The sequence below is a fragment of the Streptomyces sp. yr375 genome, from assembly GCF_900110755.1.
Lineage (GTDB): Bacteria > Actinomycetota > Actinomycetes > Streptomycetales > Streptomycetaceae > Streptomyces.
This window is the reverse complement of sequence record NZ_FOFF01000014.1, coordinates 73038-98342: the sequence shown is the minus strand read 5'-3', so window position 1 is coordinate 98342 and position 25305 is coordinate 73038. Positions and strand designations below refer to the sequence as shown.

The 25305-nt window shown below is 69.1% G+C and carries 22 protein-coding genes; all 22 read right to left on the bottom strand.

Annotated features, from left to right (window positions below; all coding sequences use genetic code 11):
- Positions 1-132: 132 nt before the first annotated feature.
- The 22 genes from atpD to lysA all read right to left on the bottom strand — a co-directional run bounded on the left by atpD (position 133) and on the right by lysA (position 25300).
- On the bottom strand, positions 133-1569 hold the full coding sequence (gene atpD, locus BMZ82_RS16850; RefSeq protein WP_093776491.1) for a F0F1 ATP synthase subunit beta: 1437 nt from the start codon (positions 1567-1569) through the stop codon (positions 133-135).
- Positions 1569-2486: a F0F1 ATP synthase subunit gamma gene (locus tag BMZ82_RS16845; protein WP_093776489.1), complete on the bottom strand. Its 918-nt coding sequence runs from the start codon at positions 2484-2486 to the stop codon at positions 1569-1571. The genes atpD and BMZ82_RS16845 overlap by 1 nt, the downstream gene beginning before the upstream one ends.
- 21 nt (positions 2487-2507) lie before the next feature.
- Positions 2508-4097 (bottom strand): F0F1 ATP synthase subunit alpha, encoded by a 1590-nt coding sequence (atpA, locus tag BMZ82_RS16840; RefSeq protein WP_093776487.1) that lies wholly within the window; start codon positions 4095-4097, stop codon positions 2508-2510.
- A gap of 134 nt (positions 4098-4231) precedes the next feature.
- A complete protein-coding gene (locus tag BMZ82_RS16835) occupies positions 4232-5053 on the bottom strand; it encodes a F0F1 ATP synthase subunit delta (RefSeq protein WP_093776485.1) in 822 nt (273 codons plus the stop codon).
- The gene (locus BMZ82_RS16830; RefSeq protein WP_093776621.1) at positions 5050-5595 is read right to left on the bottom strand and encodes a F0F1 ATP synthase subunit B; all 546 of its coding nucleotides are present in this window, start codon (positions 5593-5595) and stop codon (positions 5050-5052) included. Before BMZ82_RS16830 ends, BMZ82_RS16835 begins: the two co-directional genes overlap by 4 nt.
- Before the next feature lie 43 nt (positions 5596-5638).
- Positions 5639-5884 carry an ATP synthase F0 subunit C gene (gene atpE, locus BMZ82_RS16825; RefSeq protein WP_067259277.1) on the bottom strand — a complete coding sequence of 82 codons (246 nt, stop codon included), beginning with the start codon at positions 5882-5884 and terminating at the stop codon, positions 5639-5641.
- Between the two features lie 72 nt (positions 5885-5956).
- A complete protein-coding gene (gene atpB, locus BMZ82_RS16820; RefSeq protein ID WP_177244527.1) occupies positions 5957-6766 on the bottom strand; it encodes a F0F1 ATP synthase subunit A in 810 nt (269 codons plus the stop codon).
- 222 nt (positions 6767-6988) lie between these two features.
- Positions 6989-7405: a Cg1360 family ATP-synthase-associated protein gene (locus BMZ82_RS16815; RefSeq protein ID WP_093776483.1), complete on the bottom strand. Its 417-nt coding sequence runs from the start codon at positions 7403-7405 to the stop codon at positions 6989-6991.
- Between the two features lie 300 nt (positions 7406-7705).
- Complete coding sequence (locus BMZ82_RS16810) at positions 7706-9022, bottom strand: MraY family glycosyltransferase (protein WP_093776481.1); 1317 nt, start codon at positions 9020-9022, stop codon at positions 7706-7708.
- A gap of 184 nt (positions 9023-9206) precedes the next feature.
- Entirely contained in the window at positions 9207-10454 is a 1248-nt protein-coding gene (gene glyA, locus BMZ82_RS16805) for a serine hydroxymethyltransferase (RefSeq protein WP_093776479.1), read from the bottom strand.
- Positions 10455-10541: 87 nt separating this feature from the next.
- On the bottom strand, positions 10542-11219 hold the full coding sequence (locus tag BMZ82_RS16800; RefSeq protein WP_093776477.1) for an arsenate reductase/protein-tyrosine-phosphatase family protein: 678 nt from the start codon (positions 11217-11219) through the stop codon (positions 10542-10544).
- Positions 11216-11863 (bottom strand): L-threonylcarbamoyladenylate synthase, encoded by a 648-nt coding sequence (locus tag BMZ82_RS16795; RefSeq protein WP_093776475.1) that lies wholly within the window; start codon positions 11861-11863, stop codon positions 11216-11218. Before BMZ82_RS16795 ends, BMZ82_RS16800 begins: the two co-directional genes overlap by 4 nt.
- A gap of 55 nt (positions 11864-11918) precedes the next feature.
- Complete coding sequence (gene prmC / locus BMZ82_RS16790; RefSeq protein ID WP_093776473.1) at positions 11919-12764, bottom strand: peptide chain release factor N(5)-glutamine methyltransferase; 846 nt, start codon at positions 12762-12764, stop codon at positions 11919-11921.
- Positions 12765-12802: 38 nt separating this feature from the next.
- Positions 12803-13879, bottom strand: a complete 1077-nt coding sequence (gene prfA / locus BMZ82_RS16785; protein WP_093776471.1) for a peptide chain release factor 1 — start codon at positions 13877-13879, stop codon at positions 12803-12805.
- Between the two features lie 107 nt (positions 13880-13986).
- Complete coding sequence (gene rpmE / locus BMZ82_RS16780) at positions 13987-14211, bottom strand: 50S ribosomal protein L31 (RefSeq protein WP_093776469.1); 225 nt, start codon at positions 14209-14211, stop codon at positions 13987-13989.
- A 194-nt stretch (positions 14212-14405) separates the two neighbouring features.
- Positions 14406-15545 (bottom strand): LCP family protein, encoded by a 1140-nt coding sequence (locus BMZ82_RS16775; protein ID WP_093776467.1) that lies wholly within the window; start codon positions 15543-15545, stop codon positions 14406-14408.
- 184 nt (positions 15546-15729) lie between these two features.
- Entirely contained in the window at positions 15730-17505 is a 1776-nt protein-coding gene (locus tag BMZ82_RS16770) for a trypsin-like serine protease (protein WP_177244526.1), read from the bottom strand.
- Between the two features lie 210 nt (positions 17506-17715).
- Entirely contained in the window at positions 17716-19758 is a 2043-nt protein-coding gene (rho, locus tag BMZ82_RS16765; RefSeq protein ID WP_093776463.1) for a transcription termination factor Rho, read from the bottom strand.
- A gap of 427 nt (positions 19759-20185) precedes the next feature.
- On the bottom strand, positions 20186-21115 hold the full coding sequence (gene thrB / locus BMZ82_RS16760; RefSeq protein WP_093776461.1) for a homoserine kinase: 930 nt from the start codon (positions 21113-21115) through the stop codon (positions 20186-20188).
- A 266-nt stretch (positions 21116-21381) separates the two neighbouring features.
- On the bottom strand, positions 21382-22440 hold the full coding sequence (gene thrC / locus BMZ82_RS16755) for a threonine synthase (RefSeq protein WP_093776459.1): 1059 nt from the start codon (positions 22438-22440) through the stop codon (positions 21382-21384).
- A 6-nt stretch (positions 22441-22446) separates the two neighbouring features.
- Positions 22447-23736 carry a homoserine dehydrogenase gene (locus tag BMZ82_RS16750; protein WP_093776617.1) on the bottom strand — a complete coding sequence of 430 codons (1290 nt, stop codon included), beginning with the start codon at positions 23734-23736 and terminating at the stop codon, positions 22447-22449.
- Positions 23737-23908: 172 nt separating this feature from the next.
- A complete protein-coding gene (gene lysA, locus BMZ82_RS16745) occupies positions 23909-25300 on the bottom strand; it encodes a diaminopimelate decarboxylase (RefSeq protein WP_093776457.1) in 1392 nt (463 codons plus the stop codon).
- Positions 25301-25305 lie beyond the last annotated feature (5 nt).

The following is a 25305-nucleotide window of genomic DNA, read 5'->3' as shown; positions in this document are numbered from 1 at the left end:
CAAGTCTAGTAGGCGTGCGTGAGGGGGCAGGACGCGCCCGCCCCCTCACACGAGTTTCAGAACACTTCAGAACTCAGAACTCTTCAGATATCGGAACTCTTCAGAACTCTTCAGAGCTCTTCGGCTCCGAGGTCAGGAGACGCCCAGCTCCTTGGCGTTGGCCTTCAGGTCCTCGATGCCACCGCACAGGAAGAACGCCTGCTCCGGGAAGTGGTCGTAGTCGCCGTCGATGATCGCGTTGAACGCCACGATCGACTCGTCCAGCGGGACGTCCGACCCGTCGACGCCGGTGAACTGCTTGGCGACGTGGGTGTTCTGGGACAGGAAGCGCTCCACGCGACGGGCGCGGTGGACGGTGAGCTTGTCCTCCTCGCCCAGCTCGTCGATGCCGAGGATGGCGATGATGTCCTGGAGGTCCTTGTACTTCTGCAGCACCGTCTTGACGCGCATGGCGGTGTTGTAGTGGTCCGCCGCGATGTACCGCGGGTCCAGGATGCGGGACGTGGAGTCCAGCGGGTCCACGGCCGGGTAGATGCCCTTCTCGGAGATCGGACGGGAGAGCACCGTCGTCGCGTCGAGGTGGGCGAAGGTGGTGGCCGGGGCCGGGTCGGTCAGGTCGTCCGCGGGGACGTAGATCGCCTGCATCGAGGTGATCGAGTGACCACGGGTCGAGGTGATGCGCTCCTGGAGGAGACCCATCTCGTCGGCCAGGTTCGGCTGGTAGCCCACCGCGGAGGGCATGCGGCCGAGCAGGGTCGAGACCTCGGAACCGGCCTGCGTGAAGCGGAAGATGTTGTCGATGAAGAACAGCACGTCCTGCTTCTGCACATCGCGGAAGTACTCCGCCATGGTCAGACCGGCCAGGGCCACGCGCAGACGGGTGCCCGGGGGCTCGTCCATCTGACCGAAGACAAGCGCCGTCTTGTCGATGACGCCCGAGTCGGCCATCTCCTCGATGAGGTCGTTGCCCTCACGGGTGCGCTCGCCGACACCGGCGAACACGGAGACACCGTCGTGGTTGTTGGCGACGCGGTAGATCATCTCCTGGATGAGCACCGTCTTGCCGACGCCGGCACCGCCGAACAGGCCGATCTTGCCGCCCTTGACGTACGGGGTCAGCAGGTCGATGACCTTGACGCCGGTCTCGAACATCTCGGTCTTCGACTCGAGCTCGTCGAAGCGCGGGGCCTTGCGGTGGATGGACCAGCGCTCGCCCTCGTACTTCTCGTCGACGTTCAGCACCTCACCGAGGGTGTTGAACACCTTGCCCTTGGTGAAGTCGCCGACCGGGACGGTGATGCCCGTGCCGGTGTCGGTGACGGCGGCCTGGCGGACCAGACCGTCGGTGGGCTGCATCGAGATGGTGCGGACCAGGCCGTCACCCAGGTGCTGGGCGACCTCCAGGGTCAGCGTCTTCTTCTCGCCGTCGTTCGCCGGGTCGGCGACCTCGACGTGAAGGGCGTTGTAGATCTCCGGCATGGCGTCGACGGGGAATTCCACGTCGACGACCGGGCCGATGACCCGGGCGACGCGGCCCGTGGCAACGGCCGTCTCAACTGTCGTCGTCATTACCTGTCACTCCCCGCGGTCGCGTCGGCCAGGGCTGCGGAGCCACCGACGATCTCGCTGATTTCCTGGGTGATTTCGGCCTGGCGGGCCGCGTTGGCAAGCCGCGAGAGGGTCTCGATGAGATCTCCCGCGTTGTCGGTGGCCGACTTCATCGCGCGCCGCGTGGCGGCGTGCTTGGAAGCGGCCGACTGGAGAAGCGCGTTGTAGACGCGGCTCTCCACGTAGCGCGGCAGCAGGGCGTCGAGGACGTCCTCCGCCGAGGGCTCGAAGTCGTACAGCGGAAGGATCTCGCCCTTCGGCGCCGACTCCTTCGCCACCTCGTCGAGGCTGAGCGGCAGCAGACGGTCATCCATCGCCGTCTGCGTCATCATCGAGACGAACTCGGTGAAGACGATGTGGATCTCGTCCACGCCGCCGTCGGCCGTGTCCTTCTCGATGGCCTCGATCAGCGGGGCCGCGACCTTCTTGGCGTCCGCGTACGTCGGCTCGTCGGTGAAGCCCGACCACGACTCCGCGACCTTGCGCTCACGGAAGTTGTAGTGGGCCACGCCACGTCGGCCGACGATGTACGTCTCGACCTGCTTGCCCTCGGCCTCGAGGCGCGCCGTCAACTGCTCGGCGGCCTTGATGGCGTTGGAGTTGAACGCGCCGGCCAGACCGCGGTCGCTCGTCAGGAGCAGCACCGCGGACCGCACGACCGTCTCGGCCTGCGTGGTCAGCGCGTGCTTCGTGTTCGAACCGGTGCCGACCGCCGTGACCGCGCGGGTGAGCTCGGTCGCGTACGGCGCGGAGGCCGCCACCTTGCGCTGCGCCTTGACGACGCGCGAGGCGGCGATCATCTCCATCGCCTTGGTGATCTTCTTGGTCGCGGTGACGGATCGGATGCGACGCTTGTAGACCCGGAGCTGGGCTCCCATGAGTCAGGTCCCTTCCTTACGTCACTTGGCCGCGGCCGGGGCGTCCTCGCCGAGGAGCTTGCCGTCCGAGGTCTCGAACTGCTTCTTGAACTCGGCGATGGCGTCGGCGATGGCGGTGAGGGTGTCGTCCGACATCTTCGCGCCCTCCTTGATGGAGGTCATGAGGCCCTGCTCCTTGCGGTGCAGGTACTCCAGCAGCTCCTTCTCGAAGCGGCGGATGTCGGAGACCGGAACCTCGTCCATCCGGCCGGTGGTGCCGGCCCAGACGGAGACGACCTGGTCCTCGGTGCGCATCGGCTGGTACTGAGCCTGCTTGAGCAGCTCCACCAGACGCTGACCGCGCTCGAGCTGGGACTTCGACGCCGCGTCCAGGTCGGAACCGAAGGCGGCGAACGCCTCCAGCTCGCGGTACTGGGCGAGGTCGAGGCGGAGCCGGCCGGACACCTGACGCATCGCCTTGTGCTGCGCGGAACCACCGACTCGGGAGACGGAGATACCGACGTTCAGCGCGGGACGCTGACCGGCGTTGAACAGGTCCGACTCCAGGAAGCACTGGCCGTCGGTGATGGAGATGACGTTGGTCGGGATGAACGCCGAGACGTCGTTGGCCTTCGTCTCGACGATCGGCAGACCGGTCATCGAGCCGGCGCCCAGCTCGTCCGAGAGCTTCGCGCAGCGCTCGAGCAGCCGGGAGTGCAGGTAGAAGACGTCGCCCGGGTAGGCCTCGCGGCCCGGCGGACGGCGCAGCAGCAGCGACACGGCGCGGTAGGCGTCGGCCTGCTTCGAGAGGTCGTCGAAGATGATGAGGACGTGCTTGCCCTCGTACATCCACTGCTGACCGATGGCCGAACCGGTGTACGGCGCAAGGTACTTGAAGCCGGCCGGGTCGGACGCCGGGGCGGCGACGATGGTCGTGTACTCCAGCGCGCCGGCCTCTTCGAGGGCGCCACGCACGGAGGCGATGGTCGAGCCCTTCTGACCGATGGCGACGTAGACGCAGCGAACCTGCTTGTTCACGTCGCCCGAGCGCCAGTTGTCGCGCTGGTTGATGATCGTGTCGACGGCCAGGGCGGTCTTGCCGGTCTGGCGGTCACCGATGATGAGCTGACGCTGACCACGGCCGATCGGGGTCATCGCGTCGACGGCCTTGTAGCCGGTCTCCATCGGCTCGTGCACCGACTTACGGGCCATCACGCCCGGAGCCTGAAGCTCCAGGGCACGGCGGCCGGACGTCTCGATCTCGCCGAGGCCGTCGATCGGGTTGCCGAGCGGGTCGACGACACGGCCGAGGTAGCCCTCGCCGACGGCGACGGACAGGACCTCTCCCGTGCGGGTGACCGGCTGGCCCTCCTCGACGCCGCTGAACTCGCCGAGGATGACGGTACCGATCTCGCGCTCTTCGAGGTTGAGCGCGAGGCCGAGGGTGCCGTCCTCGAACTTCAGCAGTTCGTTGGCCATGGCCGAGGGGAGGCCCTCTACCTTCGCGATGCCGTCGCCGGCAAGGGTGACCGTACCGACCTCCTCGCGCGAGGCCGCGTCCGGCTTGTACGACTGGACAAAGTTCTCCAGCGCATCCCGGATCTCCTCCGGCCGGATCGTGAGCTCCGCCATCTGGGTTCCCTGCTCTCCTTGTTGGGCCCGAAGTTTCACTTTGGGGGGATGGGGACTCCCCCCTGAAAGAGGTGAATCCTCTGCACGGCCCAACCAGGGCCGCCATCAGTTCGTACTGCGGTCTTGAGTTGCTGCTAGCTCGCCATGCGGCGGGCGGCGTCCTCGATACGGTCCGCGAGGGAGCCGTTGATCACTTCGTCGCCGACCTGCACCCGGATCCCGCCGAGGACCGCGGGGTCCACGTCGAGGTTGAGGTGCATCGGGCGGCCGTAGAGCTTCGTGAGGGCGGCGCCGAGGCGCTGCTTCTGCGGGTCGCTCAGCGGTGCCGCCGAGGTGACGACGGCGACCATCCGGTCGCGGCGCTCCGCGGCGAGCTTGGACAGGGACTCGAGGCCCGCTTCCAGGCTACGTCCACGGGGGGCGGTCACGAGGCGCGTCACCAGTCGCCCGGTGGCCGCGTCGGCCCGGCTGCCGAGCAGGCTGCTCAGCAGCTCGCTCTTGGCCGAGACGGTGGCCTTCCGGTCGGTCAGTGCGGCGCGCAGCCCGGTGTTGGAAGAGACGATCCGCCCGAAGCGGAACAGCTCGTCCTCGACGTCGTCGAGCGTGCCCGCCTGCTGCGCGGCGGTGAGGTCGGCGATGCTCGCCAGCTCCTCCAGCGCGTCCACCAGGTCGCGGGACTGCGACCAGCGGGAGCGCACGGTGCCGGCCACCAGGTCGGCGGCGGTGCCGCTGATCTGGGTGCCGAGCAGGCGCTTGACCAGCTCGGCCTTGGCGTCACCGGCCTGCGCCGGGTCGGTGAGGACCCGTCGCAGGCTGACCTCGCGGTCGAGCACCGAGGTGACGGCCGCCAGCTCGCCGGCAAGCTGTGCCGCGTCCACGGACGTGGAGTCCGTCAGCGCGTCGAGACGCTCACGGGCTGCTGCGAATGCCTCGCGGCTCGCTCCGTGTGAGGTCATCGAGACGCCTCGGCCTTCTCCTCGAGCTCGTCGAGGAAGCGGTCGATGACGCGGCTCTGGCGGGCGTGGTCCTCGAGGGACTCGCCGACCAGCTTGCCGGCCAGTTCGGTGGCGAGCTTGCCGACGTCCTGACGCAGCGCGGACGCGGCGGCCTTGCGGTCCGCCTCGATCTGGCTGTGCCCGGCGGCGACGATCTCCTCGCGCTGACGCTGGCCTTCCGCGCGCATCTCGGTGATGAGCACGGCGCCCTGCTCCTGCGCCTCCTGGCGCAGCCGCGCGGCCTCGTGACGGGCCTCGGCGAGCTGGGCCTTGTACTGCTCCAGAACGCTCTGCGCCTCGGTCCGAGCAATCTCGGCCTGTTCGATCCCGCCCTCGATGGCGTCGCGACGCTCTTCCAGAACCTTGTTGATGTTCGGAAGGAGCTTCTTGCCCAGGACGAAGAACACGATCGCGAAAGCGATCAGACCGATGACGAGCTCGGGAATCTCCGGAATCAGAGGATTCTGTTCCTCCTCAGCCGCCATGAGCAGCAAGGGCGAGATCACATCAGTTCCTTCCGTGGAATTCTCTCGTCGGCCGAAACCGTCAGGCAGACGGGTAGACGAAGCCCATGACCAGACCGATGAGGGCGAGCGCCTCACAGAGCACGAAGCCCAGGATCTGGTTCTGGCGGATCAGGCCGGCGGCCTCGGGCTGGCGAGCCAGCGCCTGGGTGCCGTTACCGAAGATGATGCCAACGCCGACGCCGGGGCCGATGGCCGCGAGACCGTAGCCGATGGCAGCGAGGTTGCCCTTGATTTCGACCGCGGCGAGGGTGTCGAGAGCGGACATGCCGTAACTTCCTTCTCTTTACACAGACCGGTGGGGGTTGGCCACCGGAAATTCAGGGGATGGTGCGGGTGCTCAGTGGTGCTCGGCGAGCGCGCCCTGGATGTAGCTGCAGGACAGGAGGATGAAGACGTAGGCCTGGAGGGCCTGGATGAACAGTTCGAAGACCGTCATCACGATGACCATCAGGAACGAGACCGCCGAGTAGGCGATGCCGATGCCGTTGAGGAGGTACCAGGTTCCGATGGTGAAGATCAGGATCAGCACGTGGCCGGCGAACATGTTCGCGAAGAGCCGGACGGCGTGCGTGAAGGGCCGGATGAACACGTTCGACAGGAACTCGAAGAACATGACCATCGGGAACACCGGGCCGAGCGACGGGTCGTAGCCGGTGATGTTCTTCCAACCGCCGATGAAGCCATGGCGCTTGAACGTGATGCTCATCCACACGATGTAGACGAGCGCCGCGAGACCCACCGGGAACGCGATGACCGACGTGGCCGGGAACTGGGCGACCGGGATGATCGACCAGAGGTTCATGATCCAGATGAAGAAGAACAGCGCGAACATCAGCGGGACGTACTTCTCGCCCTCGCGCTTGCCGATCGTCTCGTAGACGACGCCGCGGCGTACGAAGTCGTACCCCGCTTCGCCGACCATCTGGAGTTTGCCCGGGATCAGCTTCGGCTTGTTGAAGGCCGCCCAGAAGAATCCGATGACGACGACGGTGCTCACCAGCGAGAGCAGCATCGGCTTGTTGAATTCGATGCCGCCGACGGTGAAGAGCGGCTCGAACATGAACGAGTGCAGGCCGGGGGTCGGGAAACCGCACCCGTCGAAAATATGACAGTCGGTCTCGAAGGCGAGCGTCTTGGCGTTACTCACCGCGAGCTCCTTCAGCGTGGCGCATGGGTACGGCAACCTCGATGTGTCGGCGCGGCCTGCGACCGCGGGACGGCACTGGACTGGACTTGCGGATAAGGGGGCGGCGACTGGGGTCCGAACCGTGAGACGTCACAGGCACGACTGCCGCCCGCGCCAGCTCTGCCGCAGTTGTGGCGAGACCATAGCAAAAGAGCGGAAGTCCCTTTACACCGGCCCTACAGGTCACGACGACGTCCGAGCGGCGGAATCCGGCTCGACGTAGAGGATCTTGGCCTTCATATGGGAAACCACCTGCGCCGCCATCCACACCAGGGTGGATGCGAGCAGCGTGAAGGCGAAGCATTTCGGGTTGAAGGCCGAGGTCCCCTTGAACGTGATCAGCACGATCATCAACAGCAGGATCTGGGTGGTGTAGAGCAACAGCCCCATCGACTGGAACAGATGGGGCAGTTGGCGCGCGGTGCGCAGCAGCACCATCAGTCCGCCGCCCATGAACAGCAGGACGAGAACCGCGCCGAAGACGGCGCCGAGCGCTCCCTTGCCACCGGCAACGGCGGCGCTCACCGCGACTCCCGCCACACCCGCGAGCGCGGTGGGCAGGGCACAGTGCAGCAGCGTTCGTACGTCGTTGGACTGCATGGCGGCAACTCCGCATTCAAGGGGGGCAGGTGTCGTCATGGACGAGCGTAGTCCCGGCTCGAGGGGCGAAAGACCTCACGCCATCTCGCTCCGATGGACCGGCGTGCTGCGGCCCGTCGGCTCTGTCCGGGGTTCTCGTGAACCGTATCACAAACTATTTGATGAGCTCTTTACCTGGATGGTGTGGTTGCTGTCACACATGAGAGTGACAGTGCGCGTCTGTGCAGAAACCGGGGGAGGTTGTCTGGTAATGGGGGCTTTGCCCGCTCCTCGTTCTCCCACGTTTTGGCAATGCTCTAGTCAGATTCTTACCTTGGAGCTGTGCCGACCGCCGATCGCGGTGGCCCCGTTGACGCCCGTCACACCCACCGGAACCGGCTCCTCGTCGGCGACGGCGGCGACGGTTTCCGGCTGTTCCTGCGCGGTGGCCGCGACCGTCTCGGCGGCCCGGGGGCGGCGGTAGCGGGGCGGCACGAAGGACTCCGCCCAACGCGGGGCGCGCGGGGTGAAGCGGGGCAGCAGGAGCAGTGCCAGGCCGATCGCGCTGAGGAACACGACGCCCAAAACGATCCACATGGAAGCCGAGTTGACCGAGTAGGCGAGCGCCCCGAACCCGATCAGCGCCGACCAGAAGTACATGATCAGCACCGCCCGGCTGTGCGAGTGGCCGATCTCCAGGAGCCGGTGGTGCAGATGCCCGCGGTCCGCCGCGAACGGCGACTTGCCGCGCCAGGTACGGCGCACGATCGCCAGGATGAGGTCGGCGGCCGGGATCGCGATGATCGTCAGCGGCATCAGCAGCGGGATGTAGACCGGCACCATCTGGTGCACCGCGTTGCGCTCCGACCCGGAGAACAGCTTCATCACGTCGGGGTCGACCTGCCCGGTGACCGAGATCGCGCCCGCGGCCAGCACCAGCCCGATCAGCATCGAGCCCGAGTCGCCCATGAAGATCCGCGCCGGATGCATGTTGTGCGGCAGGAAGCCCAGGCACATGCCCATCAGGATCGCCGCGAACAGCGTCGCCGGGGCGGCGGCCTCGATGCCGTACGAGTACCAGATGCGGTAGGCGTACATGAAGAACGCGGCGGCCGCGATGCACACCATGCCGGCGGCGAGACCGTCGAGGCCGTCCACGAAGTTGACCGCGTTGATGGTGATGACGACCAGCGCCACCGTCAGCAGGGTGCCCTGCCACTGGGTCAGCGCGACCGTGCCGACGGTCGGGATGGGCAGCCACAGGATCGTCAGACCCTGCATCACCATCACACCGGCGGCGATCATCTGGGCGCCCAGCTTGATCAGGGCGTCGATCTCGAACTTGTCGTCCAGGACGCCGATCAGCCAGATCAGCGCGGCGCCCGACAGCAGGGCGCGCGGCTCGTTCGACTTCTCGAAGACCTCGTTGAGGTTGTTGAGATGGTCGGCGACCAGCAGACCGGCGCACAGGCCGAAGAACATGGCGATCCCGCCGAGCCGCGGAGTGGGTTCCCGGTGCACGTCACGGGCCCTGATCTCCGGCATCGCTCCGGCCACGATCGCGAACTTCCGTACCGGCCCTGTCAGCAGATACGTCACCGCGGCCGTGATGCAGAGCGTCAGCAGGTATTCACGCACGGGCTTCCCCACAGGTCTCGCTGGCCATCTCAGTCCCACACCCTAGCGATCGACTCCTCCACAGCGCATATGTGTCGCATATGTGTGAGGACTTCCGGGTAGGGAGGATGGTTTCACGTGCGGCTGTGCGCAGCGGCGTACGGGGGTGCGCTCCAGGGTGTGCACAGGGCGCGTCTACCCCGGTTCAGCCCGGATACGGCGGGTACGGCGGATGCGCCGCGGCCAGTTCGCGCACTTCCTCTCGGGCCTTCTTGACCTCTATCTCATCCCGCAGCACCCCGGCGAGCAGGGCCGCGATCCTGGTCATCTCCATCTCCCCCATGCCCTGCGTGGTCACCGCGGCGGTGCCCAGGCGCAGGCCACGGGCGTGGTCGTGGGGCAGGGCGCAGCAGTCCAGCACCATCCCGGCGGCGGCGAGCAGCCCGCGCGCGGTGCGTCCGTCGACCCCTAGGGGAGCCGGGTCGGCGGTGATGAGGTGGGTGTCGGTGCCGCCGGTCGTGACGGCCAGCCCCGCGCCTTGGAGCGCGGCGGCGAGAACCCTCGCATTGGCGACCACCCGATGGGCGTACGCGCTGAACGCCGGGGTTGCCGCCTCGCCGAACGCGACCGCTTTGGCGGCGATGGTGTGCATCTGCGCACCGCCCTGCGTGAACGGGAAAACAGCCCGGTCCACCCGTTCCGCGAGTTCGGCGCCGCACAGGATCATCCCGCCGCGCGGCCCGCGCAGCACCTTGTGCGTGGTGGCGCAGACGATGTCGGCGTACGGCACCGGGCTGGGCGCCGCTCCCCCGGCGACCAGGCCGATGGGGTGGGCGGCGTCGGCGATGAGATAGGCGCCGACCTCGTCGGCGACCTCGCGGAAGAAGGCGTGGTCGAGGTGGCGGGGGTAGGCGATGGCCCCGCACACGATCGCCTTCGGGCGGTGGCTGCGGGCCAGCGCCCGCACCTGGTCGTGGTCGATGAGCCCGCTCTCCGCGTCCACCCCGTAGGGGACGAAATCGAACCAGCGCCCGGAGAAGTTCGCCGGCGACCCGTGCGTGAGATGGCCGCCGTAGGGCAGCCCGAGGGCGAGGACCGTGTCGCCGGGACGCAGCAGGGCGGCGTAGGCGGCCAGCATCGCGGAGGAGCCCGAGTGGGGCTGGACGTTGGCGTGTTCGGCGCCGAACAGTGTCTTGGCGCGGTCCACCGCGATGCGCTCGGCGACGTCGACGATCTCGCAGCCGCCGTGGTGGCGGGCCCCCGGATAGCCCTCCGCGTACTTGTTGGCGAGGGGTGAGCCGAGCGCGGCCAGCACGGCGGGCGAGGTGAAGTTCTCGGCGGCCACCAGTTGCAGCGTCGTCGCCTGCCGCTGCCGTTCCCCGAGCAGGATCTCGGCCAGCTCGGGGTCCTGCCGGCGCAGGACATCGGTCTCGGGGACGTGGGTGACCGACATGGTGCGCTCCGGGCGTCGACGGTGACGTACGTCCAATGTAGGCCCGGGGCGGCAGGGGTGCGCGGCCGGTCACATCCGCCGCATGCGCTACATCCGCGCGGGCACGCCCGTCAGTGCGGTGACGACCGGATCCAGTGCCTGGTGTATCTCGTCGCCGATCGAACGGAAGAAGGGGAGGGGCGCCCCGTAGGGGTCGTAGACCTCGTCCGCTTCCAGGGTCGGGGCCAGCAGCCAGCCGCGCAGGGCCGCCGCCGCGCGGACCAGGGCGCGGGCGCGCATCACCACGCCCTCGTCCAGCGGGGGCAGGGTCGCGGGGTCGATCGCGTTCACCAGGCGGGTGAACTCCTTGAGGGTGAAGGTGCGCAGGCCCGCCGAGTGGCCCATGGAGATGACCTGGGAGCGGTGGTCACGGGTCGCCGTCAGGACCAGGTCGGCCATGATGACGTGCTCGTCGAGGAGTTCGCGGCCGGTGAACCCGGTCGCGTCCGCGCCGAAGTCGGCCAGCACGGTCTCCGCGTTGGCCTCCATCGGCGCGCCCTCGTGGCCCCAGGTGCCCGCGCTCTCCACGATCAGCCCGCCGCCCAGCATCCCGAGCCGCTGCGACACGAAATGCCGGGTCAGCCGCTCGGTGATCGGCGAGCGGCAGACGTTGCCGGTGCTGACGTGGAGGATGCGGAAGGTGTCGCGCGGAAACCCGAACGTCGTCGTCTGTTCCGCGGCACGGTCCCCGTTGCCTATGCCACGCCCCGCGTCAGGGGCTGTCAATTCGCCACCTCGAGGTCGGGTACGACCTTCCGCAGCTCGTCCGCGGAGATCGCGCCCGCCCGCAGCAGCACCGGCACCGCACGGCTGACGTCGACGATCGACGACGGGACGTTGGCGGGCGTCGGGCCGCCGTCGAGGTACACGGAGACGGAGTCGCCGAGCATCTCCTGCGCGCGGTCGCAGTTCTCCGGCGCCGGGTGGCCGGTGAGGTTGGCGGAGGAGACCGCCATCGGGCCGACCTCCGTCAGCAGCTCGATGGCGACCGGGTGCAGCGGCATGCGCACGGCGACCGTGCCGCGGGTGTCGCCCAGGTCCCACTGGAGGGACGGCTGGTGCCTGGCGACGAGCGTCAGCGCGCCCGGCCAGAACGCGTCGACCAGTTCCCAGGCCAGCTCGGAGAAGTCCGTGACCAGGCCGTGCAGCGTGTTCGGGGAGCCGATGAGGACGGGCGTGGGCATGTTGCGGCCCCGGCCCTTGGCGTCGAGGAGATCGGCGACGGCCTCCGAGGAGAACGCGTCGGCGCCGATCCCGTACACCGTGTCGGTCGGCAGGACCACGAGCTCGCCACGGCGGACGGCGGACGCGGCCTCGCGCAGACCGGTCACGCGGTCGGTCGCGTCATTGGTGTCGTATCGCCGTGCCATGTCTAGCGGGCCTCCTCGTGCACGTACTGCCGGGCTGAAGTCGGGATGGTGCGGCTCACGGCATCGCCCGGCGGGCGGTCGCGAAGCGCGGTCGGTTGTTGAGGTCGGGGTGGTCGGCCGCGTCGGCCCAGCCCCGCTCCTCGGTGAAGATCCACGGCACCTGGCCGCCCTGGGTGTCGGCGTGCTCGATCACGACGACACCGCCCGGGCGCAGCAGCCGGTGCGCGGTGCGCTCGATGCCGCGGATCAGGTCGAGGCCGTCCTCCCCTGAGAACAGGGCGAGTTGGGGATCGTAGTCGCGGGCCTCGGGCGCCACGTACTCCCACTCGGTGAGCGGGATGTACGGGGGGTTGGAGATGACCAGGTCGACCTGGCCGTCGAGGTCGCGGAAGGCGTCCAGGGCGTCGCCCTGACGGAGGTCGACCCTGGACCCGTCCATGTTCTTGCGGGTCCACTTGAGGGCGTCCTCGGACAGCTCCACGGCGTGCACGCGCGAGCGCGGCACCTCCTGGGCGAGGGCCAGCGCGATGGCGCCGCTGCCGGTGCACAGGTCGACGATGCGGGGCTCGACGACGTCCATGGCGCGGACGGCGTCTATGGCCCAGCCGACCACCGACTCGGTCTCGGGGCGCGGCACGAAGACTCCGGGCCCGACCTGGAGCTCCAGGTACCGGAAGAAGGCCCGCCCGGTGATGTGCTGGAGCGGCTCGCGCTGCTCACGCCGGGCGATGGTCTCCCAGTAGCGGGCGTCGAAGTCGGAGTTCTTCACGGAGTGGAGTTCACCGCGCTTCACACCGTGCACGAACGCGGCGAGCTCCTCCGCGTCGTTGCGCGGCGAGGGCACGCCGGCGTCGGCCAGCCGCTGGGTGGCCTGGGCCACCTCTGCGAGCAGCAGGTTCACGCAAGTCCTCCGGTACTCGGTACGTCGTACGAGGTGCCTCAGGCGGCTGCGAGCTTGGCGGCCGAGTCCGCGTCGACGCAGGCCTGGATCACCGCGTCGAGGTCGCCGTCCAGGACCTGGTCCAGGTTGTACGACTTGAAGCCGACGCGGTGGTCGGAGATGCGGTTCTCCGGGAAGTTGTACGTGCGGATCTTCTCGGAGCGGTCGACGGTGCGGACCTGGCTGCGCCGGGCGTCGGCGGCCTCCCGCTCCGCTTCCTCCTGCGCCGCTGCGAGCAGCCTGGAGCGCAGGATACGCATCGCCTGCTCCTTGTTCTGCAACTGGCTCTTCTCGTTCTGGCAGGAGGCGACGACTCCGGTGGGAATGTGCGTGATGCGCACGGCGGAGTCGGTCGTGTTGACGGACTGGCCGCCGGGTCCCGAGGAGCGGTAGACGTCGATGCGCAGATCGTTGGCGTTGATCTCGACGTCGACCTCCTCGGCCTCGGGCGTCACGAGGACACCGGCGGCGGAGGTGTGGATCCGGCCCTGCGACTCGGTCGCCGGCACCCGCTGCACGCGGTGCACGCCGCCCTCGTACTTCAGCCGCGCCCACACGCCCTGGCCGGGCTCGGTGGCGCCGTTGCCGCCCTTGGTCTTCACGGCGACCTGGACGTCCTTGTAGCCGCCCAGCTCGGACTCGGTGGCGTCGATGATCTCGGTCTTCCAGCCGACGCGCTCCGCGTACCGCAGGTACATACGCAGCAGGTCGCCCGCGAACAGCGCGGACTCGTCGCCGCCGGCGCCGGCCTTGACCTCGAGGATGACGTCCTTGTCGTCGTTGGGGTCCCGGGGGACGAGCAGCAGGCGCAGCTTCTCGGTGAGCTCCTCGCGCTGCTTCTCCAGCTCCTTGACCTCGGCGATGAAGTCCGGGTCGTCGGCGGCGAACTCCCGCGCGGTCTCGATGTCGTCGCCCGTCTGCCGCCAGGAGCGGTACGTGCCGACGATGGGGGTGAGCTCGGCGTACCGCTTGTTCAGCTTGCGCGCGTTGGCCTGGTCGGAGTGGACCGACGGGTCGGCGAGCTTCTTCTCCAGGTCGGCGTGCTCACCGAGCAGTTCCTCGACGGCCTCGAACATGGTGGGCTCCAGATGACGTGCGGGCGGGAAGGGCGGGCGACCAAAAACGCCGGTCCCGGTATGTCCCTGGGCGGGGACACGACCGTGGACCGGCGAGAAGGGGCTCGCTACTTCGTGGAGCCTGCGGCGGCCTTGCCGAAGCGGGCCTCGAAGCGGGCCACACGGCCACCGGTGTCGAGGATCTTCTGCTTGCCCGTGTAGAACGGGTGGCACTCGGAGCAGACGTCAGCGCGGATGGCGCCGCTGTCGATCGTGCTACGGGTGGTGAACGACGCGCCACAGGTGCAACTGACCTGCGTCTCGACGTACTCGGGGTGGATGTCGCGCTTCAAGGTGTCTCCTAGTTTCGGGAGGGCGCCGGGTCGCTGCCGCGGGATGCGACAAACGTGAACCGGAGCCGACGTACCAGTCTGCCAGCACTGGCCGTATCCCCCAAAACCGGGGTCGGGCCCCCAGTATTCCCGGGAGTGCTCCCCGGCCCCGTCGGCCCTCCCCCGAGCCCTCGCCCCCAGCACCCTCCCAAGTCCTACGACGACGTCACGACGCCCGCCGCCTCGCCTGTGGCGGTGCCCTCGGTGGCTGATTTGGGGATGGGGCGGTCGGTCTTGAGGGCTGTCCAGACCTGTTTGGCCTTCGCCTCGGAGACGATGACGCGGTTGAGGTTGGACGGGTCGTACTGGACCGGCATCGTGACCATGTTCATGTCGGCCGCGCTGATGCTCTTGAGGCCGTTCGTGAAGGACATCAGGGCGTTCAGGGAGCCGAGGTCGGAGTCGGTCGTGACGGCCTTGGTGGCGGTGTTGGCGAGGTCGTACAGCTTGGTGCCGCTGGTGAACAGGCCGATGTGCTTGACCTGCTCGACCAGGGCCTTGATGAAGGCCTGCTGGAGCTGGATGCGGCCGAGGTCGGAGCCGTCGCCGACGCCGTGCCGGGTGCGGACCAGGCCGAGGGCCTGCTCGCCGGTGAGGGTGTGCGTGCCGGCCTTGAGGTTCAGGTGGCTGTCGGAGTCCTTGATGGCCTTGGTCGTGGTGACCTGGACGCCGCCGAGTTCGTCGACGAGCTTCTCGAAGCCGGCGAAGTCGACTTCCAGGTAGTGGTCCATACGGACCCCGCTGATCGCCTCGACCGTCTTCACCGCGCAGGCCGCGCCGCCCGTCGAGTACGCCGAGTTGAACATCACCGCGGACGCGGCGTCATGGGTGACGCCCTTGGTGTCGGTGCACGCGGGGCGGTCTATCAGGGTGTCGCGCGGTATGGACACCACGCTGGCCTTCTTGTGGCCCTCGTACACGTGGATGATCATCGCCGTGTCGGAGCGGGCGCTGCCGTCGTCGGTGCCGCCGCCGAGCTTCTTGTTGGCGCCGGAGCGGGTGTCCGAGCCGAGGACGAGGATGTTCTCGGAGCCGTTGTCCGTCTTCGTCGGCCGGTTGGTGCCCAGGGCCTGGTTGATGTCGACGCTCTTGATGTTGCCGTTGAGCTTGAAGTACAGATAGCCCGCACCGGTGCCGCCGAGGACGACGACGCCCGCGGCCATCCACGCGGCGATCAGCAGCCCCTTGCGGCTGCCGCGCTCCTTGCGGTGGCGCGGCCCGTCCCAGCGGGGCTCCCCGCTCGTCGTGCCGGACTCACCCGGTGTGCCGGGCTCCGGCGTGCTCTCGGCGGCCATGTGCTCCTCTGTTCTCGTCTCGCGCGACCTCACCATCGTCACTCCGTCAGGTCAGACGGGGAAACTCGGGACAGGGTTGCACAACGCTCTGTGCCCGATCCGAGGCGGACCGGGCACGGAGCGTGACGCGAGCGGGTCGGGAGCACCCCCGCTCACCTGCGATTTCGGCCGGACTCAGGCCAACTCAGCCGAAGAGGTCGTACTGCTTGTACGTCGTGCCGAGTGAGACCTTTGTGGCAAAGATCGCAGTGGTGGCCTTTCCGGTGCCCTTGTACAGGTACAGGGTGCCGGCCGGGGTGCGGGCCAGGACGTCGGCGAGACCGTCGCCGTTGACGTCCCCGACGGTGGCGATGACGTTGTACGTCGTGTTGCTCCACGTCGCGACCTTGATGCGGGCCGCGAAGGAGGCGGTGGGGGTGCCGTTGCCCTTGTAGAGGAACAGCTCGCCGGTGGTCTTGTTGCGGGCCAGCAGGTCCGTCTTGCCGTCGAAGCTGAAGTCGCCGTGACCGCGTACGACGTTGTACTGGTTCCAGCCCGTGCCGTTCTTGACGGGCGCGGCGAAGGAGCCGTTGCCCTTGCCCGGGTAGACCCACAGCGCGCCGGCCGAGTCGACGGCGATCAGGTCGGGAAGGGTGTCGCCCGTGACGTCGCCGGGGGCCACGATCTGGGTGCGGGTCTTCCAGTTGTCGCCGATCAGCTTGGTGGCCCAGGTCCCGCTGGACAGCACGTAGTGCATCCACAGGACGTCGCCGTCGGAGGTGCGGCGCAGGATCAGGTCCTGGACGCCGTCGCGGTCCAGGTCGGTCTGCACGACGAGGTTGTAGGCGCTCATGGTGCCCCAGGAGTCGCCGCCGGTCAGCGAGGTGCCCTTGGAGTACAGGTCCCGGGCGGCCTTGCTGGACGCGTTGCGCACCCACAGGTCGGCGAGGTGGTCACCGCTGAGGTTGGTGTCGTCCACGCGCGGGTAGGCGCTGGCGGCGTACGTGGAGATCTTGCTGAAGACGCTGTACGCGCCGCTCTCGACGCAGTTCTCGACGCCCCAGGAGACGACGCCCACGATCCGGCTCTCACCGGCCGTGTTCTTGACGATCAGCGGGCCGCCGGAGTCGCCGTTGCAGGCGGTGGTGGTGCCCTCGTCGCTGCCGGTGGCGGGCGTGCCCGCGCACACCATGTGACCCTTGATGTACTCGGCGCCGTAGTAGGCCGTGCAGGTCGCGTTCGACTGGATCGGCAGCTCGGCCGTCTTCAGCGTCTCGGAGATGTCCTGCGTGGTGGAGCTGGTGCGGCCCCAGCCGTACAGCGTGGCCTTGGTGCCGGTCGCGTACGAGGCGCTGTCCGTGTTCGTCGTCATCTTGATCGGCGTGGCCTTGACCGGGGTGTCCAGGGTCAGCACGGCGATGTCGTTGTCGAGGCTGGTGTCGCTGTAGGACCAGTGGTTCCACTGCCGCGCGACGAGCGTGCCCGTACCGCCGTGCAGGTCGCCGTCCTCGCCCATGAGCTGCGTGCTGCCGGTGACGACATAGCCGTTGGCCTGCCAGTCGTAGCCCTTGACGCAGTGCGCGGCGGTGAGGATCTTCGTCGGCGAGATGACGGAGCCGCCGCAGAAGAAGCCGATGTCGTCGCTGGTGGTGGCGGTGCCCCGGTCGTCGCCGTACCAGAGCTGGGCCATCCACGGCGCGTTGGTGATGCTCGCCGCCGTACCGCCGATGATCTTCGGGTCGACCTTGGTGGCGCCGGTGCTCGCGTTCTTGCCCGCGCTCAGGGCCTCCTTGGAGGTCTGCCCCGGGGTGTCGTCCCCGTTGACGGCGACGGAGATGAGCTTCTGGAGCTCCTTGGCGGACTTCGTCGCGGGTTGCGTGGGCGTCGGCGGCGTCTCGGCGGCCTGGGCCGACGTCAGGAACAGCGCGCCGGCGACCACGGCGGCCAGACCGGCCGCGGCGACGGGCAGGGCGATCCTCATCCGGCGTCTGTGCCGACCGCCGCCCTCGGACGTGGGTGTACCCACTCGAGTCCCCCCTAGGGATCAAGAAGTTCGTTTCAAGACGTTCTGACCAAGAGTTTGATCAGGTGGTGTAAAGGCGCGATCGTATCCCGCCGTGAAGAACGGATAAGGGCCGCCCCCTTTCACCAGGGGCGGCCCTTACGGGTACCGAATGCTGCGAGACGAACGTCAGTCGTTGTTGCCCGGCGACGGGGTCGTCTTCTGGATCTGCATCAGGAACTCGCCGTTCGACTTCGTCTGCTTCATCTTGTCGAGGAGCAGCTCGATCGCCTGCTGCTGGTCGAGCGCGTGCAGCACACGGCGCAGCTTCCAGGTGACGGCCAACTCGTCGTTGCCGAGCAGGATCTCTTCCTTACGGGTGCCGGACGCGTCGACGTCCACCGCCGGGAAGATGCGCTTGTCGGCGAGCTTGCGGTCGAGCTTGAGCTCCATGTTGCCGGTGCCCTTGAACTCCTCGAAGATCACCTCGTCCATGCGGGACCCGGTGTCGACCAGCGCGGTGGCGAGGATGGTCAGCGAGCCGCCGTCCTCGATGTTGCGGGCCGCACCGAAGAAGCGCTTCGGCGGGTAGAGGGCCGTCGAGTCGACACCACCGGACAGGATGCGGCCGGAGGCCGGGGCGGCGAGGTTGTACGCACGGCCCAGACGGGTGATCGAGTCGAGCAGGACGACGACGTCGTGGCCCAGCTCCACCAGCCGCTTGGCGCGCTCGATGGCGAGCTCGGCGACCGTGGTGTGGTCCTCGGCCGGGCGGTCGAAGGTCGAGGAGATGACCTCGCCCTTGACCGACCGCTGCATGTCGGTGACCTCTTCCGGACGCTCGTCGACCAGGACGACCATCAGGTGGCACTCGGGGTTGTTGTGCGTGATCGCGTTGGCGATCGCCTGCATGATCATGGTCTTGCCGGTCTTCGGCGGGGCCACGATCAGACCGCGCTGGCCCTTGCCGATCGGCGACACGAGGTCGATGATCCGGGTGGTCAGCACGCCCGGGTCCGTCTCCAGGCGGAGGCGGTCCTGCGGGTAGAGCGGGGTCAGCTTGTTGAACTCCGGGCGGCCACGGCCGTGTTCGGGCGCCATGCCGTTGACGGAGTCGAGACGCACCAGCGCGTTGAACTTCTCGCGCCGCTCGCCTTCCTTCGGCTGCCGGACCGCGCCGGTGACGTGGTCGCCCTTGCGCAGACCGTTCTTGCGGACCTGGGCGAGGGACACGTACACGTCGTTCGGGCCCGGCAGGTAGCCGGAGGTCCGGATGAACGCGTAGTTGTCGAGGATGTCCAGGATGCCCGCGACGGGGATCAGCACGTCGTCGTCGTTGACCTGCGGCTCGGGGGTGCCGATCTCGTCGCGCCCGCGGCGGCCGCGGCGGTCGCGGTAGCGGCCGCGCCGGCCACGCCTGCCGCCGTCGAAGTCGTCGTCGTCCTGCGGGCCGTTGTCACGGGGGCCGCTGTCGCGCTGCTGGCGCTCCTGCTGCTGACCGCGCTGCTGCTGACGGTCCTGCTGCTGGCCGCCGCGCTGCTGGCCCTGGCCGCCGCCCTGCTGGTCGTCGCCCTTGCGACGGTCGCCGCGGTCGGTGCGCTCGCCGCGCTCGCGACCGCGCTCACGGCGGTCGCGGCGGCGGCCCTCGGCACCGTCGTCGTTCCTGGCGTCGCCCTGGGGCTGGGCCTGGGCCTCGGTCTGCGCCGGGGCGGGCGTCTCGGCCTTCGGGGCGCTCTTCGCCTCGGCGGTGACCGTCTCCGGGCTGCCCGCCTCGGCGGTGGCGCGGCGGCGACGGCGCTCCACGGGGGCGTCGTTGCTGGCCGGCTGGCCGGGGATCTCGATCTGCTGCTGGGCCACGGCCTGCTCGGCGGGGGCCTCGGCCGCCTGCTTCTCGGCGGCGGCGTCACCCGTACGGGCCTTGGAGGTGGCGCGGCGCTTGGGCTTGGTCTCGGCGGCGTCCCCGGCGGGAGCCGCGGCCTTCGCCGGGGCGCTGCCGCCCCCGGCCTGCGCGTCCTTGATGACCTCGATCAACTGGCTCTTGCGCATCCGCGCGGTGCCCTTGATGCCGAGGCCGGATGCGACCTGCTGCAGCTCGGCCAGCACCATGCCGTCGAGGCCGGTACCGCGGCGCCGCCGGGAGCCGGCACCGGTGGCAGGCGCGGAGGCGTCCGTGGCGGGCGCGGCAGCGGTCTCCTCGACACGTGCGCCCATCAGATCGGTGGTGTCGCTCACGAAGGGTCCTTCCCTGGAGCGGACGTCGGCCTGTCTGGCTCGGCGACCGGTTGTGCTGTCCGGCTTCGGACCTTGCTGTGGCGAAGCCGGGGCGGCTGTCCGCCTAAACGGCGGAAGAGTGATGTGCTGGTGATGGCGCTTCCTCGACGAGCCGTGACACTCAGTGTCACGTGGCGTGGTCGCACCGATTCCGAAGCTCCCCCAGAGGGGGGGATCCCCACCTGTGGACCGCTCAGCGCCGCTGCACGGCGTACTGCCCAGGTACGACGTACGGAACGCAGTGCGGCTTGGGGAGCTCCCGGAAGAATGTCTGTCCCGAAGGGGGACACGAAGCACCTCGCCGTGGTGGGGTCGGGTGCAGACTTGAGGTTAACACTACCGGATCCAACAAACATTCCCCCTCTCGAAATCCGGCGACCGTGTGCTGTCAAAGGTCACCGGCGGGCGCGAGCGGCAGCACGCACGCCCCCTGCGCGTCCATGACCAGGCGGTTCGCGGCCCAGTCCGCACCGGCCGACGCCTCGATCTTGTCGGCCGTGTCCGCGTCGGCCAGCGCCATCACGGTGGGTCCGGCACCGGAGATCACCGCGGGGATCCCGTCGGCGCGCAGCCGCTCCACGAGCGCCGCGCTCTCCGGCATCGCCGGTGCGCGGTACTCCTGGTGCAGCCGGTCCTCGGTGGCGGGCAGCAGTAGCTCGGGGCGCCGGGTGAGGGCCTCGACAAGTAGGGCCGCCCGACCGGCGTTTGCTGCTGCGTCGACGTGCGGGACGGAGCGCGGGAGCAGTCCGCGCGCGGTCTCGGTGAGCACGGGCTTCCCGGGCACGAAAACCACCGGAACGATGGAACGGGCGGGCTCCATCCTGATCGCCCGCGCGGCGCCCGACTCCATCCAGGACAGCGTGAAGCCGCCGAGCAGGCAGGCCGCGACGTTGTCCGGGTGGCCCTCGATCTCGGTCGCGAGCTCCAGCAGCGCGGCGTCGTCGAGCCTGCTCTCGCCGCCTATGGTCACCGCGCGCGCGGCGACGATGCCGGCGCAGATCGCGGCGGAGGAGGAGCCGAGGCCCCGGCCGTGCGGGATGCGGTTGGCGCAGACGATCTCCAGGCCGCGCGGCTGGCCGCCCAGGACGTCGAAGGCGGTGCGCAGGGAGCGGACGAGGAGGTGCTTCTCGTCGCGCGGGAGGGTCTCGCTGCCCTCCCCCGCGATGTCGATGTGCAGCCCGGAGTCGGCCACCCGGACGACGACGTCGTCGTAGAGCCCCAGTGCGAGGCCGAAGGCGTCGAAGCCCGGGCCGAGGTTGGCGCTGGTGGCGGGGGTGCGCACCCGGACGGGGGCGGCGCGGAAGGCGGGACCGGCCATCTCGCGATGACTCTCCTTGAGCTGCGGGACTGTCGAATGACATTCGATGGGTGTGTGAGGACCCTTGAGGCCCGTCGGTGACGCGCTGACGACGCGGCACCGGCACAGCGCATATGCGGCGGGCGGGTTCGGTACAGCGTATCGAAGGAAGGTTCTGCCGCGACATAGGGCGCACAGGAGGCGCACGATGCGTGTCGTAAGCCCCCTGTGCACCCCTTACGGGGATTACCCGTTCGAGTCGGGGTTTCCTGCCTGCGGGTTGTCGCTCAGGCCAGACCGAGGCGGGCGGCGGCCGTGGCCGCGTCGACCGGGACGGTGACCGGCTGCGGGGCGCCGGCGACGGCCCAGTCGGGGTCCTTCAGGCCGTTTCCGGTGACCGTGCAGACGATGCGCTGCCCCGGGTCGACCTTGCCCTGCTCGGCCGCCTTCAGCAGACCGGCCACCGACGCGGCGGACGCGGGCTCCACGAAGACGCCCTCCTGCGCGGCCAACAGCCGGTAGGCGCGCAGGATCTCACGGTCCGTCACCTCGTCGATGAAGCCGCCGGACTCCTCCCGCGCCGCCAGCGCGAACTTCCAGGAGGCGGGGTTGCCGATGCGGATGGCGGTGGCGATCGTCGACGGGTCCTTGACGACCTCGCCGCGCACGATCGGGGCGCTGCCGGACGCCTGGAAGCCCCACATGCGGGGCTTGTGCGCGGCGATGCCGTCGGCGGCGTACTCCTGGTATCCCTTCCAGTACGCGGTGATGTTGCCCGCGTTGCCGACCGGCAGGACGTGGATGTCGGGGGCGTCGCCGAGCATGTCCACGATCTCGAAGGCGGCCGTCTTCTGGCCCTCGATGCGCACCGGGTTGACCGAATTGACCAGCGCCACCGGGTAGTTGTCGCTCAGCGCGCGGGCGAGCGTGAGGCAGTCGTCGAAGTTTCCGTCGACCTGGAGGATCTTCGCGCCGTGCACGAGGGCCTGGCCCATCTTGCCGATCGCGATCTTGCCCTGCGGGACGAGGACGGCGCAGACCATCCCGGCGCGCACGGCGTACGCGGCGGCGGAGGCAGAGGTGTTGCCCGTGGAGGCACAGATGACTGCCTGCGCGCCCTCCTCCTTGGCCCGCGTGATGGCCATGGTCATACCGCGGTCCTTGAAGGACCCGGTCGGGTTGGCGCCCTCCACCTTGAGGTGGACCTCGCAGCCCGTGCGCTCGGAGAGCACCTGCGCGGGCACGAGGGGCGTGCCGCCCTCCCGGAGCGACACGACCGGCGTGCTGTCGGACACCGGAAGCCGGTCCCGGTACTCCTCGATGATTCCGCGCCACTGGTGGGTCATTGCTGGTTACTCTCCTTCAACCCGCATGATGCTGGCGACACCCCGCACGGTGTCGAGCGTGCGCAGCGCCTCGACGGTCCCGGTCAGGGAGGCGTCGGACGCGCGGTGGGTGACGACGACGAGAGAGGCCTCGCCGTTGTTGCCCTGCTGCCGAACGGTATCGATCGACACCCCGTGCTCGGCGAAGACGGTCGCGACCTGGGCGAGAACGCCAGGCTTGTCGGCCACGTCGAGGCTGATGTGGTAGCGGGTGACGACATCGCCCATCGGCGACACCGGCAGGGCGGCGTACGCCGACTCGCCGGGCCCCGTTGCCCCGCTGAGCCGGTTGCGGCAGACGGCGACGAGGTCGCCGAGCACGGCGGAGGCGGTGGGAGCACCGCCGGCGCCGGGGCCGTAGAACATGAGCTGCCCGGCCGCGTCCGACTCCACGAACACGGCGTTGTACGCGCCGCGCACGGAGGCGAGCGGGTGGGTCAGCGGAATCATCGCGGGGTGCACGCGGGCGGTGACCGACCCGCCGTCGGCGGCCCGCTCGCAGATGGCGAGCAGCTTGATGGTGCAGCCCATCGCCCGGGCGGAGGCGAAGTCGGACGCCGTCACCTCGGTCATGCCCTCGCGGTAGACGTCGTCGAGGCGCACGCGCGTGTGGAAGGCGATCCCGGCGAGGATGGCGGCCTTGGCGGCGGCGTCGAAGGCCTCGACGTCGGCGGTCGGGTCGGCCTCGGCGTACCCCAGGGCGGTGGCCTCGTCGAGGGCCTCCTGATAGCCGGCGCCGGTGGAGTCCATCTTGTCGAGGATGAAGTTGGTGGTGCCGTTGACGATGCCGAGCACCCGGTTCACCTTGTCGCCGGCGAGGGACTCGCGCAGCGGCCGGATCAGCGGGATGGCGCCGGCGACGGCGGCCTCGTAGTACAGGTCCTCGCCGTGCTCCTCGGCGGCGGCGTGCAGCGCGGCGCCGTCCTGCGCGAGGAGCGCCTTGTTCGCGGAGACGACGGAGGCGCCGTACTCGAAGGCGGTGGTGATGAGCGTACGAGCGGGCTCGATGCCGCCGATGACCTCGACGACGACGTCGATGTCGCCGCGTTTGACGAGGGCGGTGGCGTCGGTGGTGACGAGGGCGGGGTCGATGCCGTCCCGGACCTTGGAGGGCCGCCGGACGGCGACGCCCGCGAGCTCGACGGGGGCGCCGATCCTCGCGGCGAGGTCGTCGGCGTGCGTCGTCATGATGCGCGCCACCTCTGAGCCGACCACTCCACAGCCCAGCAGCGCCACCTTCAGCGGACGCGTACGCATCATCCGACCTCGTTTCCTCATACCGTCTACGACAGTTTCCGGTTGACCCAGTCTCACTCACCGGACCGGAGTTTCTATCCCTGGTCCGGATCGTGAGACATGTATTTCATTTCCTGCGGGGCGGCAGACAGGAGATCTTCCGCCCCGTTCGGAAGCGCGCCTTCAAGGGCGCCTATCCGACGTCGAGCCGCAGCAGATCCTCCTCGGTCTCCCGCCTCACGATCACCCGCGACTCCCCTTCGTGCACGGCGACGACCGGCGGCCGCAGCACGTGGTTGTAGTTGCTGGCCATCGACCGGCAGTACGCGCCGGTGGCGGGTACGGCGATCAGGTCGCCCGGTGCCAGGTCCGAGGGCAGGAACGCGTCCTTGACCACGATGTCCCCGCTCTCGCAGTGCTTGCCGACCACCCGGGCGAGCATCGGCGCGGCGTCGGACGTGCGGGAGACGAGGGCGACGCTGTACTCGGCGTCGTACAGCGCGGTGCGGATGTTGTCCGACATGCCGCCGTCGACGGAGACGTACGTCCGCAGCCCGTCGAGCGGCTTGACGGTGCCGACCTCGTACAGCGTGAAGGCGGTCGGCCCGACGATGGCCCGCCCCGGCTCGACGGAGATACGAGGGGTCCGCAGCTTGGCCGCGTCGCACTCGCGGGTGACGATCTCGGTGAGCGCCTTGGCGATCTCGTGCGGCTCGCGGGGATCGTCGTCGCTGGTGTAGGCGATCCCGAGCCCACCACCGAGGTCGATCTCGGGCAGCTCGACGCCATGCTCGTCGCGCACGTCCTTGAGCAGCCCGACGACGCGGTGCGCGGCAACCTCGAACCCGGACATGTCGAAGATCTGCGACCCGATGTGGGAGTGGATCCCGACGACTTCGAGCCCGTCGAGCTGAAGGGCCCGGCGCACGGCTTCGGCGGCCTGCCCGCCGGCGAGCGGAATCCCGAACTTCTGGTCCTCGTGGGCGGTGGCGATGAACTCGTGCGTATGCGCTTCCACCCCGACGGTGATACGGATCTGCACGCGCTGCCGCTTGCCGAGGGACTGCGCGATGTGCGCGACCCGCACGATCTCCTGGAAGGAGTCGAGGACGATCCGCCCGACCCCGGCGTCGACGGCCCGGTGGATCTCGTCCGTGGACTTGTTGTTGCCGTGGAAGGCGATGCGTTCGGCGGGCATCCCAGCGGACAGCGCGGTGGCGAGCTCGCCGCCCGAGCACACATCGAGGTTGAGCCCCTCCTCGTGCAGCCACCGCACGACGGCCCGGGACAGGAACGCCTTGCCGGCGTAGAAGACGTCGGCGTCCGGCCCGAACGCGGTACGCCAGGCACGGGCCCGGTCCCGGAAGTCGGCCTCGTCGAGGATGTAGGCGGGGGTGCCGTGCTGCTCGGCGAGCGAGGCGACGTCGACACCGCCGACGGTGACCACACCGTCGGCGTCACGCGTGACGGTCCGCGCCCAGATCTTCGGGTCGAGCGTGTTGAGATCGGCGGGCGGCGCGGAGTAATACCCCTCGGGAAGGACGTCGGCGTGACGGGGCCCGGCGGGGTGGGCGGAACGGCTCATCTGGG